At 69.2% G+C, this 17,354-nt stretch carries 13 protein-coding genes; 5 read left to right on the top strand and 8 right to left on the bottom strand.

Annotated features, from left to right (window positions below):
* Positions 1 to 179: 179 nt before the first annotated feature.
* Both mfd and ARTB_RS10470 read left to right on the top strand, forming a co-directional pair.
* Complete coding sequence (mfd, locus tag ARTB_RS10475) at positions 180 to 3,851, top strand: transcription-repair coupling factor (protein WP_243179750.1); 3,672 nt, start codon at positions 180 to 182, stop codon at positions 3,849 to 3,851.
* A 4-nt stretch (positions 3,852 to 3,855) separates the two neighbouring features.
* Positions 3,856 to 4,686 carry a metal-dependent hydrolase gene (locus ARTB_RS10470; protein ID WP_018774647.1) on the top strand — a complete coding sequence of 277 codons (831 nt, stop codon included), beginning with the start codon at positions 3,856 to 3,858 and terminating at the stop codon, positions 4,684 to 4,686.
* 71 nt (positions 4,687 to 4,757) lie between these two features.
* On the opposite strand, the gene ARTB_RS10465 is transcribed toward ARTB_RS10470, so the two are convergent.
* The 6 genes from ARTB_RS10465 to nirB all read right to left on the bottom strand — a co-directional run bounded on the left by ARTB_RS10465 (position 4,758) and on the right by nirB (position 11,946).
* Positions 4,758 to 4,976: a hypothetical protein gene (locus ARTB_RS10465; RefSeq protein WP_028278362.1), complete on the bottom strand. Its 219-nt coding sequence runs from the start codon at positions 4,974 to 4,976 to the stop codon at positions 4,758 to 4,760.
* Positions 4,977 to 5,028: 52 nt separating this feature from the next.
* On the bottom strand, positions 5,029 to 5,727 hold the full coding sequence (gene deoC, locus ARTB_RS10460) for a deoxyribose-phosphate aldolase (RefSeq protein WP_243179738.1): 699 nt from the start codon (positions 5,725 to 5,727) through the stop codon (positions 5,029 to 5,031).
* Between the two features lie 160 nt (positions 5,728 to 5,887).
* Positions 5,888 to 6,784: an FAD-dependent oxidoreductase gene (locus ARTB_RS10455; RefSeq protein WP_243179736.1), complete on the bottom strand. Its 897-nt coding sequence runs from the start codon at positions 6,782 to 6,784 to the stop codon at positions 5,888 to 5,890.
* Between the two features lie 184 nt (positions 6,785 to 6,968).
* Positions 6,969 to 8,123 carry a uroporphyrinogen-III synthase gene (locus ARTB_RS10450; RefSeq protein WP_439954119.1) on the bottom strand — a complete coding sequence of 385 codons (1,155 nt, stop codon included), beginning with the start codon at positions 8,121 to 8,123 and terminating at the stop codon, positions 6,969 to 6,971.
* Positions 8,124 to 8,215: 92 nt separating this feature from the next.
* A complete protein-coding gene (gene cobA, locus ARTB_RS10445) occupies positions 8,216 to 9,250 on the bottom strand; it encodes a uroporphyrinogen-III C-methyltransferase (RefSeq protein ID WP_243179733.1) in 1,035 nt (344 codons plus the stop codon).
* Positions 9,251 to 9,252: 2 nt separating this feature from the next.
* Complete coding sequence (nirB, locus tag ARTB_RS10440) at positions 9,253 to 11,946, bottom strand: nitrite reductase large subunit NirB (protein ID WP_308197237.1); 2,694 nt, start codon at positions 11,944 to 11,946, stop codon at positions 9,253 to 9,255.
* Between the two features lie 256 nt (positions 11,947 to 12,202).
* Here nirB and nirD point away from each other — a divergent pair, with 256 nt between their 5' ends.
* Positions 12,203 to 12,583: a nitrite reductase small subunit NirD gene (nirD, locus tag ARTB_RS10435; protein ID WP_243179725.1), complete on the top strand. Its 381-nt coding sequence runs from the start codon at positions 12,203 to 12,205 to the stop codon at positions 12,581 to 12,583.
* Here the strand turns inward: nirD and ARTB_RS10430 are convergent.
* The gene (locus ARTB_RS10430) at positions 12,580 to 14,319 is read right to left on the bottom strand and encodes a phospho-sugar mutase (RefSeq protein WP_243179723.1); all 1,740 of its coding nucleotides are present in this window, start codon (positions 14,317 to 14,319) and stop codon (positions 12,580 to 12,582) included. The genes nirD and ARTB_RS10430 overlap by 4 nt on opposite strands.
* A 127-nt stretch (positions 14,320 to 14,446) precedes the next feature.
* Here ARTB_RS10430 and ARTB_RS10425 point away from each other — a divergent pair, with 127 nt between their 5' ends.
* Positions 14,447 to 14,926 carry an RrF2 family transcriptional regulator gene (locus tag ARTB_RS10425; protein WP_028278356.1) on the top strand — a complete coding sequence of 160 codons (480 nt, stop codon included), beginning with the start codon at positions 14,447 to 14,449 and terminating at the stop codon, positions 14,924 to 14,926.
* Between the two features lie 51 nt (positions 14,927 to 14,977).
* Here ARTB_RS10425 and ARTB_RS10420 read toward each other — a convergent pair whose 3' ends face one another.
* Positions 14,978 to 15,796, bottom strand: coding sequence for a purine-nucleoside phosphorylase (locus tag ARTB_RS10420; protein ID WP_028278355.1), 819 nt, complete (start codon positions 15,794 to 15,796; stop codon positions 14,978 to 14,980).
* A gap of 108 nt (positions 15,797 to 15,904) precedes the next feature.
* On the opposite strand from ARTB_RS10420, the gene ARTB_RS10415 reads away from it, so the two are divergent.
* Positions 15,905 to 17,320: an NAD(P)H-quinone dehydrogenase gene (locus tag ARTB_RS10415; RefSeq protein ID WP_243179722.1), complete on the top strand. Its 1,416-nt coding sequence runs from the start codon at positions 15,905 to 15,907 to the stop codon at positions 17,318 to 17,320.
* The last annotated feature ends 34 nt before the right edge of the window (positions 17,321 to 17,354 follow it).

Genomic DNA, 17,354 nt, shown 5'->3' with positions numbered 1-17,354 from the left:
ATGGGCCGCCCGCTCCTGAAGCCAGCCTAGCCCCGTCGGCGGTGCCCCGGGCAGGTCCCGCCTGCCGGGCCCGTCGGCGTGCCCCGAGGCTCCGCGGTAGGCTTGGAGGGCCCGGGATTCTCGCGAATTTCGGCTATTCGTGTTGCCTGCACCCCGTGATCCCATCAGGAGCAACAGCTATGAGCCTCAACGGCCCCTCTCTCACCGGTTTGCGCCGTGTCCTCGCCGAAGACCGGAACTACGCCCGGATCCAGGCCGAGGCCGCCCGCGGGTTCGCCGCCCGCAGCGAGGATTACCAGATCAGCGCCCCGGCCGGAATGCGGTCCACGCTGCTCGCGGAAATGGCGGACGGACTCGCGACCCTGGCGGGAAACGAAACCGGCTCTGCAGGGGCTGGCCGGGGAGTGCCCGTGGTCCTGGCCGTCACCGCGACCGGCCGCGAGGCCGAGGACCTGACCGAGGCCCTGCGCGCCTTCCTGCCGGCCGAGACGATCGCGGAGTTCCCCAGCTGGGAGACGCTGCCGCATGAGCGGCTCTCCCCGCGCTCGGACACCGTGGGCCGGCGGCTGTCGGTGCTGCGGCGGCTCGCGCACCCCGAATCGTCCACCGCCGGTGCGCTGCGCGTGGTGGTGGCCCCCGTCCGCGCCGTCGTGCAGCCGATCGTCGCCGGCCTCGGCGAACTGGTGCCGGTGACCTTGAAGGTCGGCCAGGAGGCCCCCTTCAGCGGTGTCGTCAAGAGCCTGGCCGACGCCGCCTACGCCCGGGTGGACATGGTGACCCGCCGCGGCGAATTCGCCGTCCGCGGCGGCATGCTGGACGTCTTCCCGCCCACCGAGGACCACCCCATCCGGGTCGAGTTCTTTGGTGACGAGGTGGACCAGATGCGCTGGTTCGCCGTCGCCGACCAGCGCTCGCTGACCGCGCCCGGCCTGCACCATCCCACCGAACTCCATGCCCCGCCGTGCCGTGAAATCCTGATCACACCCTCCGTCATGTCCCGCGCCGCCACCCTGAAGTCCCAGCTCCCGGCCGCCGCGGACATGCTGGAGAAAATCGCCGGCGGCATCGCCGTCGAGGGCATGGAATCGCTGGCCCCCGTACTGGTGGACGCCATGGTCCCGTTCCTGGACCAGCTCCCGGCGGGTTCCATCGCGGTGGTGATCGAGCCGGAGAAGGTCCGCACCCGGGCGCACGACCTCGCCGCCACGAACGAGGAATTCCTCGAGGCCGCCTGGTCGACGGCGTCCGACGGCGGCACCGCACCGCTCGATTTAACTTCCGCGGCATCCGTTGCCCTGCACTCGGCCAGCTTCCGTTCGCTGACCGAGACCCGCACCGCGGCCCTCGAGCACGGCGTCTCGTGGTGGTCCATCACCTCGCTGGCCAGCGACGAGGAGCTGCTGCCCGACGTCGACGTGCTGAACCTGCACGCCCGGGAACCCCGCGGCTACCAGGGCGACGTGGCGGAAATGATGGACTTCATCGGCTCCCGCGTCCGGGACCAGTGGCGGATCGTCGTGGTCACCGAGGGCCCGGGCCCGGCGCAGCGCCTCGCCGAACTCTTCCACGACAACGACATCCCGTGCGCGCGGGTGGACACGCTCGAGGCCGATCCGCAGGCCGGGCTGATCGAGGTGACCACCGCCGCCGTCGGCCGCGGTTTTGTCCTGGATCCGCTCAAACTGGCGCTGCTGACCGAGGCTGACCTGCTGGGCCGGACCTCTGCCGGTTCCACGAAGGACATGCGCCGGATGCCGTCCAAGCGGCGGAACGCCGTGGATCCGCTGCAGCTCGTGGCCGGGGACTCCGTGGTGCACGAACAGCACGGCATCGGCCGGTTCGTGGAACTGATCCAGCGCAAGGTTGCCGGTGGCGGCGAGGGCATGCGTGAATACCTGGTCCTGGAGTACGCCCCGTCCAAGCGCGGAGCCCCGGGCGACCGGCTCTTCGTGCCCACCGATCAGCTGGACCAGGTCACCCGGTACGTGGGCGGCGACACCCCGGCGCTGAGCAAGATGGGCGGCGCGGACTGGGCGAGCACCAAGTCCAAGGCCCGCAAGGCGGTCAAGGAGATCGCCGGCGAGCTGATCCGGCTGTACTCGGCCCGGATGGCCTCCCGCGGCTACGCGTTCGGCCCGGACACCCCGTGGCAGCGGGAACTGGAGGAGGCCTTCCCGTACGTGGAGACCCCGGACCAGCTGACCACCATCAACGAGGTCAAGGCCGACATGGAGCGGGAGATCCCGATGGACCGGCTGATCTCGGGCGACGTCGGCTACGGCAAGACAGAGATCGCTGTCCGGGCCGCATTCAAGGCGGTCCAGGACGGCAAACAGGTCGCCGTGCTGGTGCCCACCACGCTGCTCGCCCAGCAGCACTACGAGACGTTCACCGAGCGGTTTTCCGGCTTCCCCCTGGTCGTCAAGCCGCTGTCCCGCTTCCAGACCGGCAAGGAGGCCAAGGAAACCGCCGACGGCGTCAAGGCCGGTTCCGTGGACGTCGTGATCGGCACGCACCGGCTGCTGTCCAAGGACTTCGGCTTCAAGGACCTCGGTCTGGTGATCGTGGACGAGGAGCAGCGCTTCGGCGTCGAACACAAGGAAGCGCTGAAGAAGATGCGCACCAACGTCGACGTCCTGGCCATGAGCGCCACCCCGATTCCGCGCACACTGGAAATGTCCCTGACCGGCATCCGCGAAACCTCCACCCTGGCCACCCCGCCGGAGGAACGGCACCCCGTGCTGACGTACGTGGGCCCGTACACGGACAAGCAGACTTCCGCCGCGATCCGCCGTGAGCTGATGCGCGAAGGCCAGGTGTTCTTCGTCCACAACCGGGTGTCCACGATCGACCGCACCGCGGCGAAGATCCGCGAACTGGTCCCGGAGGCCCGGGTGGAGGTGGCGCACGGGCAGATGTCCGAGAGCCGGCTGGAACAGATCATCGTGGACTTCTGGGAAAAGCGCTTCGACGTCCTGGTCTGCACCACCATCATCGAGACCGGCCTGGACATCTCCAACGCCAACACCCTGATCGTGGACGGCGCGGACAAGTACGGCCTCTCCCAGCTGCACCAGCTGCGCGGACGTGTGGGCCGCGGCCGGGAACGCGCCTACGCCTACTTCCTCTACCCCTCGGAAAAACCGCTGGGCGAGGTGGCCCTGGAACGGCTCAAGGCCGTCGCGACGCACAACGAGCTCGGCGCCGGCATGCAGCTGGCCATGAAGGACCTGGAGATCCGCGGCGCCGGCAACCTGCTCGGCGGCGAGCAGTCCGGCCACATCCAGGGTGTCGGCTTCGACCTCTACATCCGGCTGGTCGGCGAGGCCGTGGCCGAATACCGGGGCGAGGCGGAGGAGAAGGCCGCCGAAATGAAGATCGAACTGCCGGTCAACGCGCACCTGCCGCACGACTACGTGCCGGGCGAACGGCTGCGCCTGGAGGCTTACCGCAAACTCGCCAGCGCCATCACCTACGAGGCGATCGAGGAGGTCCTCGCGGAGCTCGTGGACCGTTACGGCGAACTGCCGCTGCCGGCCACCAACCTGATCGACGTCGCCCGGTTCCGGGTGGGCGCCCGCGAGGCCGGATTGTCCGACGTCGCGCTGCAGGGCAACTTCATCAAGTTCTCCCCGGCGCAGCTGCCCGAGTCCAAGCTCATGCGCCTGACCCGGATGTACCCGGGCGCGCAGGCGAAGCCGGCCCTGGACGCCGTGCTCGTTCCGAAGCCCAAGACCGCCAGGATCGGCGGCCGGGACCTGCAGGACGCCGAGATCCTGGAGTGGGCCAACGGCGTGATCCGCAACATCTTCTCCGACGCCCCTGTCTCTGCCACACCGGCGGTGAAATAAAAGAATGATGGGAGGACATCACGCCGCGTCGGGAGCCGCGGCGTGGGTAGCCATTGCCTCGACCGGCCCGTATGCGCTCGGCTGGTACCCCCTGGATCCCACCGGAATCGTGATCGGCGCGATGGCGACGGCGGGGACCGCGCTGGTCTGCGACTGGGACCATCGCGCCAGCACGGTGGCGCATGCGCTGCCGCCGCTGTCCAACCTGGTGGCGCGCGGCATTGAGAACGCCAGCGGGGGCCACCGGCAGGGCACTCATTCGGTGCTGGGCGCGGCGTTCTTCGTGCTGCTGGCCACGATCGCCGGGCAGTGGCAGGTGCAGACCCAGTGGGGGCTGCTGTCCGTCGGGGCCGGCCTGCTGTGCATGTTCATGATCAACATCGCCGCGAAGGCACTGAAGCTCTTCCCGAAATTCGGCTGGATCAGCAACTGGATCGTCGGGCTGCTCATGGCCGGACTCGTGACGTGGTTCGCGCCGCACCAGTGGACCTGGCTGCCGGTTTCGATGCTTACCGGGGTGCTGGTGCACATTGTGGGGGACATGATTACCACCGGGGGAGTGCCGCTGCTCTGGCCACTGGTGATCAAGCCGCCCAAGGTCCTGCGGAAACTGCCGCTGCTGAAGAACATTTGGAGGGCCAACGGGGCGTTCTCCATCCCGCTGCTGGGCCGGGCGGGTTCGCGGCGGGAATGGTTCGTCCTGATCCCGGTGAGCGGCTACGCCATGGTGGGGATGTTTGGCGCCGGGCTGGCGGTGGCCAAGGCGCACTTCCCCGCGGCCCTGGCGCTCGGCACGGGGCTGGTCAAGGGCCTGTTCGCGCTGGTGCCCGGCTAGGACTGCCACCGGTTAAATGACTGAAGCTCCGGATGAACCGGAGCTTCAGTCTTTTAAGGGTCAGGAGTGGCCTAGTTTTCGCCGGCCGAATCCGAGCGGCCCAGCAGGGTCTGCGGGATCCAGAACGCGGCGGCGAAGAGAATCAGGCAGACGGCCATCGGCCAGGTGTTTTCCAGCGTCAGGAAGGACAGCGAGTAGATCGCACCGAGGAACAGGACCATCATCGCGGCAAAGATGACGATGGTCGAGCCGAGGCTGTTCTCGGTCTGCGGGGTGGTGTTGCTGGACATTCGTTCCTCCTCGGCCCCGGGGGGCTCAAAACTGTGGGCGGTGCCGGCACGGTCAGTACGCGGACGAACCCTGTTCACCCTTGACGATCGCGATACCGGAGCTGGCGCCAATACGTGTTGCACCTGCAGCAATCATAGCCTGAGCATCGGCCAGGGAACGCACGCCGCCGGAGGCCTTGACACCCAGGTCCGGGCCGACGGTGCGGCGCATGAGCGCGACGTCCTCGGCGGTGGCCCCGCCGCCGTTGAAGCCCGTGGAGGTCTTCACGAAGTCCGCCCCGGCTTCCACGGCGGCCTCGCAGGCGAGCACCTTCTGGTCATCGCCCAGCAGCGCCGTTTCGATGATGACCTTCAGGATGGCTCCGCCCTCGTGCACGGCGGCCGCGACGGCGGCGATGTCATCCACCAGCGCGCCCTTGTCATTGGCACGGGCCGCGGCGATGTTGATGACCATGTCCACTTCTTCGGCACCGTCCAGGACCGCGCCGCGGGCCTCGAAGGCCTTGACGTCGCTCGGCGTGGCGCCCAGGGGGAATCCCACCACGGAGCACGTCAGGACGCCGGATGCCTTGAGCGCTTTCTTGACGGTCTTGACCCAGACCGGGTTCACGCACACCGACTTGAAGTGGTACTCCGCCGCCTCGGCGCAGACCTTGAGGATCTCCGCCTCGCTGGCCTCCGGCTTGAGCAGGGTGTGGTCGATGTAGGAGGCGATGTTGGGCGTTCCCCCGGTGGCGGCTTCTTGGCTCATGGTGGTCCCTTTCGTGGCGGGCCTGGGACGCGGCGGTCCCTTCCCTGGCCTTGTGGGCCTGCGGGCCCTGGCGGCGCCGCGTGGTGCGCGGCTTATCAGGGAACCATCTTGCCATAGGAATGTGCCCGGCGGATGCCCCCGGCCGGGCCTCCCCGGCACCTCAGGCGGCGGCCGCCAGGGGCCGGCCCATGGTGGCCTGAAGCAACTGGGAAGCGCACACCGACGCCGCGGAACCGGAGGCCACGAGCAGCCCCAGCCGGACGCCGTCGTAGGCTGCCGCGTCACCGATCGCCCAGATGCCCGGCACGGAGGTGCGGAAGTCCTGGCCGATGACGATCCCGCCGCCGGCAGCGGTGGCGAGCCCGGCCGTGGCGGCCAGCTCGTCGCGGGCGATGCGCTCCTCGGCGAGGATCACGAGGTCACCGTTCATGCTGGAGCCGTCCTCGAAGACGATGCCCGACGCCGGCAGGGCGGACCCGGCGGCGGTGGGAACGACGGCGGCGGGACGCACGGTCGTGCGGACCGGGCGGACGCCGCGGGACCGGAGCACGGCCTCGGCCTGGCCGGCGGCCGAACCCGTGCCGACCAGGATGCCGAGGGGGCGGCGGCCCAGGACCCGGGTGACGTCCTTGACGGCCTCGCCCAGCCCGGCGGCGTCGTCGATCGTGGAATAGCTCAGGCAGCGGGCGGCACCTTCCACCGGTGCCTCGGCGGGGGCGGAACCGGTGGCGATGACGAGCTCGTCGTAGTCGAACTCCATGCCGTCGGCGGTGGTCACGCGGCGGTTTTCCGCGTCGATATAGCTGGCCGGCTGGCCGAAGCGGACGGATACCTGGGGCAGGACGGCGAGCTCCAGCAATTCCTCGGGGGCGTCGTCCCGGTTGCTGAGGACGGTGATGGCGCCGGCGAACGGGGTCCGGGTGAGCTGCCGGACGAGCGCCTGGGCGGCCCGGCCGGCGCCGGCGATGACGATCCTGGGCCGGGCGGCCGTGGTGGCGGCAGCCGAAGCGCCTGTCAGGGAGGAAGTGGAGATGGGAGACATTGCCGGAGCGGACATGTGCTGGCCCTTTCGCTGGGTGGCCATCGTGTGGCCGGTGTGCTTGATGACCCCCAGCGTAGGCGTCCGATTTTTCCGGGGTGTTTCCCGGGTGTTGCCGCTTCTGCCCTGCCCGTTCGCCAGTATTTACGGGCCGGTAATGCCGTGGGTCACACCGTCTCGAAGGCCGGCACCCCGCGTTGGGTTAGACCCTGATCCGGTAGCCGCGTTTCACCACGGTTTCCACCAGCCGGGTGTCCGGCAGCGCGGACCGCAGCCGGCTGACTGTCATGTCCAGGGCATGCACGGAACCGCGCAGCTCCAGCAGGTCCGAGAGCGCCTCGCGGGAGAGCACAGCCCCGCCGGCGCCGATGAGCGCGCGCAGCAGCAACAGCGGTGCGGGCGCCATCTCGACCGGCTCGCCGTTGATGCGCAGCGAGCGGCCGCGCAACTCCACCCTGCCGGAAACGGTGTCGAGCCGGCGGACGTGGTTGAGTGCCAGGTGCTCGCAGACCAGCCGGATCAGGGCGCCCATCCGGAACCGTTCCGGGATCAGCGGGTGCAGCCCGGCATCGAGCAGCGGCTGCGCGGTGATGGGCCCGACGACGGCGGTCGCCACAGTGGTCTTCAGGCTCTCCACGAGCTGTTTGTAGACGCCCATCTCGTGCGCCGTGCTCCACATGGCGTCCACGGCGGGCGCGCTGGTGAACGTCAGGACATCGAGGTTGCCGCTGCACGCGGCTTCGATCAGCTTGGGCAGCCGGTCGGCGCCGTCGGGCTTGACCCAGCGGTACGGGGTGACCGTCAGGACGGCGGCCCCGGACATGCGCAGGCGCTCGAGCTGGCGGACATCGGTGTAGCCGTGCAGCTGCACCGCGACTGTCTTGCCGCGCACACCCTCGGCCAGGAGCATGTCCACGAGCGTGGACGTGGTTTCGTCGCTGCTGATTCCGACGTCGGCGAGCCCGGCGGCGCGCACGGCGCCGCGGGCTTTGGGCCCGCGGACGAACATCCGGGTCGCGGAGAGGGTCTCCAGCAACTGGTCGCCAATGCCAAACGTGTCCGCGGCCTCGCACCAGCGGCGCATGCCGTAGGCGGTGGTCGCGATGCAAAGATCGGGCCGGGCGGCGATGATCGCCCGGGTGTCATCGATCAGGCTCTGGTCCTCCCGGACCGGGGCGATTTTCAGTGCCGGGGCGTGAAGCACCTCGGCACCGCGGCGTTCCAGGGCCTCAATAAGGTCCTGCGAACGGCGGTGCGAGGTGACGCCGATCCGGAAGCCGTCCAGGGGAAGGTCCCGGTCGGTCGCGTCCTCGGCGGGTTCCGGCGCGGATGAGCCGGCGGGGCCGCCGGCGGTCAGTGCGGAGGCTAGGGCGGGGTTCAAGGGGGACAGTGGTGCGCCGGGCTCCGGGAGGGCTGCGGCGACGGCGTTCAATGCGCTCATGGGAATCCTTACGCCTCCATCAGTGATGCAGCAAGACGGTCGAGCTCTGCCGTGGCACCGGCACAGCCCCGGTTGGCTTCGGCCACCCGGACAACGTCCCCGATCACCAGGACGGCGGGGTTGCTGCAGCCCGCGGCTGCGGAGGTGATGGTGCCCAGCTCGGCGATCGTGGTGCGCTGGCCGGGGCGGTAGCCGCGTTCGACGACCGCCATCGGCATGTCGGCCCGCATTCCGGCCCGGCGGAGTCCGGCCGCGAGGTGGTGCAGGGTGCCGATGCCCATCAGGACCACAATGGTTCCACCGAGCCCGGCGAGGTGCGTCAGTTCGTTCTCGGTCAGCGGGGCATGGCCGGAGACCACGGTGAACATGTGGCTGACGTCGCGGTGCGTGACCGGGATGCCGGCGGCGGCCGGAACCGAGATGGCGCTGGTGACGCCGGAGATGACGCGGACCGGAACCCCGGCCGCGACGCAGGACGCGACTTCCTCGCCGCCGCGGCCAAACACATAGGGGTCCCCGCCCTTGAGGCGGACCACGTTGTTGCCGGCCAGCGCGCTTTCCACCATGAGCTTTTCGATGTCGGCCTGGCTGACCTTGTGGTGGCCGGGCTTCTTGCCCACATCCACGAGCTCTGCCGAGGTCAGGGACGGCAGGTCCTGGTACGGGGCGAGCCGGTCGTAGAAGACGACGTCGGCATCGCGCAGCGCGGCGACGGCGGCGACCGTGAGCAGCTCGGTGGTCCCGGGTCCGCCGCCGACTAACGTGACGTGGCCCGCCGGGCCGGCCGGGGGCTCGGCCGCGACCGGGATGCCAGTGGCGCGGCACCGGCCCAGGAGGGCCTCCCAGCCCGGCTGGCCGTCGTCGACCGCCGCCACCAGGAACGGGCGCTCGGGCAGCGGGCCGTCAATGCCGGCGCCCTGCGGGGTGCTGAGGCGGAACACGACGGCGCCGGCCGCCTCATAGCGCCGTACGGCCTGACGGGCGGCGTGGTCCGCGCCCGTGACCAGGACTTCGCGTCCAGTGAGGTCAATGGTGAGCTGCATGGCTATACCTCGTTCTCGTCAGGCAGTCCCGGGGTGGTGGATCGGACCGGAATGGAAGCCCCGATCAGGACCGGCTGCTGCCCGGCCCGCGCCTTCTCCTCCGCTGTCGCGGGGCGCATCTGGCCGCGCTCGTCGGAGACGAAGGTGATCGAATCGTCTTTCTGGTCCGGGGCGTTGACGAAGGAGCGGAAGCGGCGGAGGCGCTCGGGATCCTTCAGGGTGTCGGCCCATTCGTCGACGTAGGTGTCAACGTGCTTGGCCATGGCGGCTTCGAGGTCCGCGGCAATGCCCAGGGTGTCGTGCACCACCACGTCCTCGACGTGCTTGATGCCGCCGTCGAGCTCTTCCTGCCAGCGCGCGGTGCGCTGCAGCCGGTCGGCCGTGCGGATGTAGTACATGAAGTAGCGGTCGATGTACCTGATCAGGGTTTCGTCGTCGAGGTCCTTGGCCAGCAGCTGGGCGTGCGCCGGGGTGGCGCCGCCGTTGCCGCCGACGTACAGGTTCCAGCCGTCGGCGGTGGCGATCACGCCGACGTCCTTGCCCCGGGCCTCCGCACATTCGCGGGCGCAGCCGGAGACGCCCATCTTCAGCTTGTGCGGGCTGCGGAGGCCGCGGTAGCGCAACTCGAGCGCGATGGCCATGGCCACCGAATCCTGGACCCCGAAGCGGCACCAGGTGGAGCCGACGCAGGACTTCACCGTGCGCAGGCTCTTGCCGTAGGCCTGGCCGGATTCGAAGCCGGCATCGACCAGGACCTTCCAGATTTCGGGCAGCTGCTCCAGCCGGGCGCCGAACATGTCGATCCGCTGCCCGCCGGTGATCTTGGTGTAGAGGCCGTACTGCTCGGCGACAGCGGCGATCACACCGAGTTTCTTCGGGGTGATCTCGCCGCCGGCGATCCGCGGGACCACCGAGTAGGTGCCGTCCTTCTGCATGTTGGCCAGGGCACGGTCGTTGGTGTCCTGCAGGGTGCCGCGGCCGGCGTCCAGGACGTAGGCGCTGTTCTGGCTGGCGAGGATGTTGGCGATGGTCGGCTTGCAGATGTCGCAGCCGGCGCCGGTGCCGTATTTGGCCATGATCTCCTCGAAGGAGGTCAGCTCCAGGACCCGGATGGCGTCGAAGAGTTCCTGGCGGGAGAGCTCGATGTGTTCGCACAGGGCCTTGGAGACCTCGACGCCGGACTTGGTCAGTTCGGTTTCGAGCAGCTTCTTGAGCATCGGCACGCAGGAACCGCAGCTGGTGCCGGCGCGGGTGCAGCCCTTGAGCTCGCCGAGTTCCCGGACCGGCGCGTTGCCGTCGCAGGCCCCGCAGCCGTTGACGGTGTCACGGATGGTTCCGGCCGAGACGTTGTTGCAGGAACACAGGATGGCGTCATCCGGCAGTTGGATCTCCAAGACTTCGTCCCCCGCGTCGCCGCCGCCGGCCGCGGTGAGGTAGGCGCCGGGTTCGGCGGCCAGTTCGCGGCCCAGCATGGGGCGCAGAGAGGTGTAGGGCGAGGCGTCGCCGACGAAGATGCCGCCGAGCAGGGTCTTGGCATCGTCGGTGGTGACGATCTTCTGGTAGACGCCGCGGGCGGGGTCGGCGTAGACGATCTCGAGCGCGTGTTCGGTGCGGGCGAAGGCGTCACCGAAGCTGGCGACGTCGACGCCGGAGAGCTTGAGCTTGGTGGCGGTGTCGAAGCCGGGGAAGGTCGCGTCGCCGCCGTGCAGCCGGTCCGCGACGATTTCGGCCATCGTGTTGGCCGGGGCCACGAGGCCCAGGCACATGCCGCCGAAGTTGGCGACCTCGCCGATCGCCCAGATGCCGGGAACCTCCGTGGAGCAGTCGTCGGAGATGACGACGCCGCCGCGCTGGCCGAGCTGGAACTGCTGCGGTGCGCCCTCTGCGGCCCGGAACAGCTCGTCGCGGGGCCGCACGCCGATCGCGACGATCACGATGTCGGCGTCGATGATCCGGCCGTCGGCCATGAGGACGCCGGTGACCTGGCCGTCGTCGTCGGAGAGGACCTCGGAGGGGAACACCCCGCCGTGGACAGTGAAGCCCTTGGCCTCGATCAGCCGGCCGAGGGCCTGCCCGGCACCCTCGTCCAGCTGGGTGTTCATGAGCCACGGCGAGCCGTTGATGACGATCGGGGTGGCGCCGAGCTGTTCGGTGCCGGCGGCTGATTCCAGGCCCAGCAGACCGCCGCCGATGGTGACCGCGTTGACCTTCCGGCCCAGCTTCGCGGTGAGGTCCGCGATGGCCCTGTTGATGGACCAGACGTCCTCAAGGGTGCGGTACACATGGGTGAGTTCGGCGCCCGGGATGGGCAGGCGGGCAGCGTCCGAGCCCGTCGCGACCACCAGCTCGTCATACGGATAGACGGTTCCCGCCGCGGTCTGGACGGTCTTGCCGGCCGCGTCGATGCTGGTGACGCGCTCGCCGGTCTTGAGGCTCAGGGCCGTGTGGTCCCACATGGAAGCGCTGCCCAGGGTGAGGTCGACGTCGCTGTCGGTGAGTGCCTTGCTCAGCGCGACGCGGTCATAGGGGAGGTGGGCTTCCTCGGTGAGGACGGTAACGTGCCAGCCATCGAGTCCGCGGGCGTGCATGGCATCGGCGAAACGGTGCGCTGCGGGGCCGCCGCCAGCCACCACAATACGGCGCGGGGCGGCGCTGGTTGCGCCCTGGTTCGGGTGGCTTGAGGGGTGTCCGGTCACGGTGGGCCTTTCGCATGGGCCGCAGACGGTGCTCTGCAGCTTGTCGTCCCAGACTAGGCAACCGGAATTTCGCTTCAGTTTCCCTTATGTTTCGTGATCTTAACTTCTGCATCACGAATGCATTTCCCGCCGTGTGAGCTCTCTTTTACGCGCCGGACACATCCGGAGCGTCCGGATGAAACACCGCGCGCCTAGCTTGAAGATGTGGCCGCAGCAGCGGTTGAGCCCGTAAGGGATGTATCAGAGAGGGGCCGGGATGACCGCCGTACTTGAAAACGCCGTACACGACGTTGAGGACCAAATTACTGGAGCCGCAGCCGGCTGGCACCGGGTGTGCGCCGTGGCGGACCTGGAACCCGCCTGGGGCGAGGCGGCACTGATTGCGGGCCGCCAGGTGGCCGTGTTCCGCACCCTGTCCGGTGAGGTTTTCGCCGTCGCGCAGGAGGACCCGGCCACCGGGGCGAACGTCATGGCACGCGGCATCACCGGATCCCGCGGGGACCGGCCCACGGTGGCATCGCCGTTGCACAAGGAGGTCTACGACCTCGGCACCGGAGAATGCCTCGGCAGCCCGGAACTCCGCCTCGCCACCTTCGGTACCCGGATTGTGGGCGGGTACATTGAGGTGCAGCTCTAGAGGCCCAGTGCCTCGCGGACGTCCGCAAGGACGCCGTCCAGGGCCGTGCGGGCCTCGTCCCGGGCTGCCGGAAGCTCGGCGGCCGAGCCGACACTGCGGATGACTTCCAGGTAGCACTTGAGCTTCGGTTCCGTGCCGCTGGGACGGATGATCACACGGCTGAGGTCCCGGGTCAGGTACAGCAGGCCCTCGGTGGGCGGGAGGAGTTCGCTGCCCTCGGCAAGGTCCTTGACGGCCTCGACGCCGGAGCCGCCGAACGATTCCGGCGGGTTCACGCGCAGCCGGTTCATCATCGCGTCCAGCAGGCCGAGGTCCGCCACCCGGATGCTGAGCTGGTCGCTCGCGTGCAGCCCGTGCACCAGGTACAGCTCGTCCAGGGTGTCAAAGATCGTCTTGCCCTCGGCCTTTGCGGCCGCCGCGAGTTCGGCAATGAGGACCGCGGCCGAAATGCCGTCCTTGTCGCGCACCAGCGACGGAGCAACACAGTAGCCCAGCGCCTCCTCGTAGCCGTAGACCAGCCCCGGCACCCGGGCAATCCACTTGAAACCGGTCAGGGTTTCCTCGTGCGCGTAACCTGCCGCGGCCGCGATCCGCGCCAGCAGCCGGGAGGACACGATCGAGTTGGCGAACACGCCGGCCGGTGCTTCGCCACTGGCGGCCTGCCGCGCCACGACGTGGGCACCGAGCAATGCGCCTACCTCGTCGCCGCGCAGCATGCGCCACGCGCCGGTATCAGGATCCTTCGCCGCCACCGCTGCCCGGTCGGCGTCGGGATCGTTGGCGATCACTATGTCGGCGTCCTCGCGCGTCGCCGCCTCGAGGGCAAGATCCAGCGCCCCGGGCTCCTCCGGGTTCGGGAAGTTCACCGTGGGGAAGTCCGGATCCGGCTGCGCCTGTTCGGTGACGAGCGTGACGTCGTCGAATCCGGCGGCGTTCAGCACCGCCACGGCCGTTTCCCCGCCCACCCCGTGCATGGGGGTCAGGACGATCTTGAGCCCGCGGGCCGGGAAGTGTTCAGGGACTGCCAGGGCCGCGACGGCGCGCTGGTAGTCGGCGGCGATCGAGGGCTCCAGCACGGTCCACCCGTCCGCGGCCAGGACGATGGAGTCCAGGGCGCCGACGGCGTCGATCTTCGCCGCTATCAGGGCGTCGTAGGGTGCCACGATCTGGGCGCCGCGGCCGCTTTCCTCCACCGCGTGACGGCCGAGGTACACCTTGTAGCCGTTGTCCTGCGGCGGGTTGTGGCTGGCGGTAACCATGACGCCGCCGTCGCAGTCCAGCGCCCGCACCGCGTAGGCGAGCAGCGGGGTGGGCAGCGCGGACGGCATCAGGAAGGTGTCAACCCCCGCCGCGGTGAGGATCGCCGCGGTTTCCTCGGCGAAAATGTCGGAGTTGTAACGGGCGTCATAACCGACGACGGCGCGCGGCCGGGTGCCGGGGGAGGCTTGCCCGACCGCGTTGGTGAGGAAGGCGGTGAAGCCGGCGGCGGCGCGGCGGACCACCACGCGGTTCATCCGGTTCGGACCCGGGCCGAGGGCTGCCCGCAGTCCAGCGGTGCCGAACTGCAGGGTGCCGCTGAAGCTGTCGGCCAGTTCCTGGCGGGCCGCGGCGACGCCCCCGTCGGTGAGGCGGACCAGTTCGGAGAGGGCGGCGGCGGTGGCGGGGTCCGGGTCCTGGCTTGCCCAATCGCGGGCATCGCTCAGGAGGCGGGCGAGTTCGGCATCAGAAGACGTCATGGAACCAAACTATCGCCAATCGTGGGCGATTCCTGGCCAGACAATCGAGAGTTCGGGTTTCAGTTCCATCTCGAGGCTTTTCGCGGGACCTTGACACCCAAATTTCCGGACACGTAACGTCTGGAATATGAAGATGGGCCGTGGTGTCGAGTGGGCCGTGCACAGTTGCGTCAACATGGCATGGACACCGCCCGGTGAGCCGGTGAACAGCGCCCGGCTGGCGGAGTTCTACAAACTCCCGGCGGCCTATCTCAACAAGCAGTTTCAGTCGCTGGTCCGGGCCGGCGTCCTGGACTCGGTGTCGGGTCCCCGCGGCGGCTTTCTCTTGGCGCGCCGGCCCGAGAACATCACCGTGCTGGACATCGTGCTGGCGCTCGAGGGCCAGGACCCGGCGTTCCGATGCGAGGCGATCCTCGGAAATGTTCCGGAACCGGACCGGCAGGAGAACTTCGCGCGGACGTGCCTGATTTCCCAGACCATGCGCCAGGCCGAACTCGCCTGGCGGCAGGCCCTGGCGCGCCAGAGCATCGCCGGGATCGCGGACTCGATGGAGCGGCGGTTCCCGGCGGACAAGGCAAAGGTCCTGGACTACCTGGCTGCGGAATAACCGCAGCCGGGTGGCCCAGGACCTGTTGCGGGGCCTAGCCCAGAACCAGGATCAGAGCTTGGCGATGATGTCTGCCAGCAGCTTGGAAATCCGCGGGCCGGCGGCCTCGCCGGCCTCAAGGACTTCCCCGTGGCTGAGCGGCACGGGGCTGATCCCGGCGGCGAGGTTGGTCACCAGCGAGATGCCGAAGACCTCCATGCCGGCGTGACGGCCGGCGATCGCCTCAAGCGCCGTGGACATGCCCACCAGGTCGGCGCCGATCCGCTTGGCGTACTGCACCTCGGCGGGCGTCTCATAGTGCGGGCCGGTGAACTGGGCGTAGACGCCCTCGTCCAGCGACGGGTCCACCTCGCGGGCCAGCCCGCGGATCCGGGAGGAGTACAGGTCCGTCAGGTCCACGAACGTTGCCCCTTCCAGCGGAGAAGTGGCGGTGAGGTTGATGTGGTCGCTGATGAGCACCGGCGTGCCGGGCGTCCAGTTCTCGTTGAGCCCGCCGCAGCCGTTGGTCAGCACGAGGGTCTTACAGCCGGCCGCGGCGGCGGTGCGCACGCCGTGCACCACGGCGCGGACGCCCTTGCCCTCGTAGTAGTGCGTGCGTGCGCCCAGGACCAGGGCCCGCTTGCCCTCTTTGGTCAGGACCGAGCGGATGGTCCCCACGTGCCCCACCACGGACGGTGCGGAGAAGCCGGGGATTTCGGCGGCGGACAAGGTGGCGGTGGTCTCGCCGATGAGCTCGGCGGCGTCGCCCCAGCCCGAACCGAGGACCAGCGCGACGTCATGGGAGTCGACGCCCGTCTCTGCGGCGATGTAGTCGGCGGCGGCGCGGGCGGCGTCGAAAGGGTCCGTGTTCAGGAATTCTGTTGTACTCACCGGTACAAGTTATCGCGGCCGGGGCCCGCTGCCCAGCATGCACGGCCGGACCCGCGCGCGGCCCGGATTCTTGGTGGCTCCGGTTCAGATGGTGGACAATGGTTGATTGTGACTACGCATCCTGACTTCAGCTCACCCCGCATCGCAATTCTCGGCGGAGGGCCTGGCGGCTACGAGGCCGCCATGGTCGCCGCCTCGCTGGGGGCGCAGGTCACCATTATCGAGCGTGCGGGCCTCGGCGGCTCGGCGGTGCTGACCGACGTCGTACCGTCCAAAACCCTGATCGCGACGGCAGATCTGATGACCCGCGTCGGCGAGGCCGGCGAGCTCGGGGTTAAATTCGACCTCGACGGCGGCGACTGCACCCCTACGATGCGCGCGGACCTCAAGCACATCAACGACCGCCTGCTGCGGCTGGCGCGGAAGCAGTCGGAGGACATCCAAGTCGGGCTGGAACACCAGAACGTCCGCATCCTGATCGGCTCCGGCAGGCTGCTGGACAACCACACCATCGAGGTCCTCACCGCCAACGGCACCGAGACGGTGGAGGCAGACACCATCCTGCTGGCGGTCGGCGCCCACCCGCGCGAGCTGCCCACGGCCCGCCCGGACGGTGAGCGCATCCTCAACTGGGCCCAGATCTACAACATGGACGTGCTCCCCGAAGAGCTGATCGTGGTGGGTTCCGGCGTCACGGGCGCAGAGTTCGCCTCGGCCTACAACGGCCTGGGTTCCAAGGTCACCCTGATTTCCAGCCGCGACCGCGTGCTGCCGGGCTCGGACACCGACGCCGCCGAGGTCCTCGAGGGCGTCTTCGAACGCCGCGGGCTCAAGGTCCTCTCCCGCGCCCGCGCCGAGACGGTCGAGCGCACGGACGACGGCGTCGTGGTCACCCTCGGCGACGGTTCGAAGGTGACCGGCAGCCACTGCCTGGTCTGCGTCGGCTCCATCCCCAACACGGCCGGCATCGGCCTGGAGGAAGCCGGCGTCGCGCTGACCGAGAGCGGCCACATCAAGGTCGACGGCGTCTCGCGCACCACTGCGCCGAACATCTACGCCGCGGGCGACTGCACCGGCGTGCTGGCGCTCGCCTCCGTCGCCGCGATGCAGGGCCGGATCGCGATCGCGCACTTCCTGGGCGACAGTGTCATGCCCCTTAAGCTGCACCAGGTGGCGTCCAACATCTTCACCTCGCCCGAGATTGCGAACGTGGGCGTCTCCGAGGCCGAGATTGATTCGGGCAAGTACCAGGCCGACGTCATCAAACTGTCCCTGCGCAGCAACGCGCGCGCCAAAATGCGCAACCACCGCGACGGTTTCATCAAGATCTTCGCCCGCAAGGGCTCCGGCACCGTGATTGGCGGGGTGGTGGTGGGCCCGAACGCCTCCGAGCTCATCTTCGCGATCTCGATCGCCGTGACGCAGAAGCTGCACGTCGACGACGTCGCCAGCACCTTCACCGTTTACCCGTCCCTGAGCGGCTCCATCTCGGAAGCGGCCCGGCGGCTCCACGTCCACATGTAACAGTTCACATGTAGCAAAACCGGAGGCCGGAGCC

It is taken from the genome of Arthrobacter humicola (genome assembly GCF_022803015.1).
Lineage (GTDB): Bacteria > Actinomycetota > Actinomycetes > Actinomycetales > Micrococcaceae > Arthrobacter > Arthrobacter humicola_A.
The sequence above is the reverse complement of the archived record's forward strand: the minus strand, read 5'-3'. Positions and strand labels throughout refer to the sequence as shown.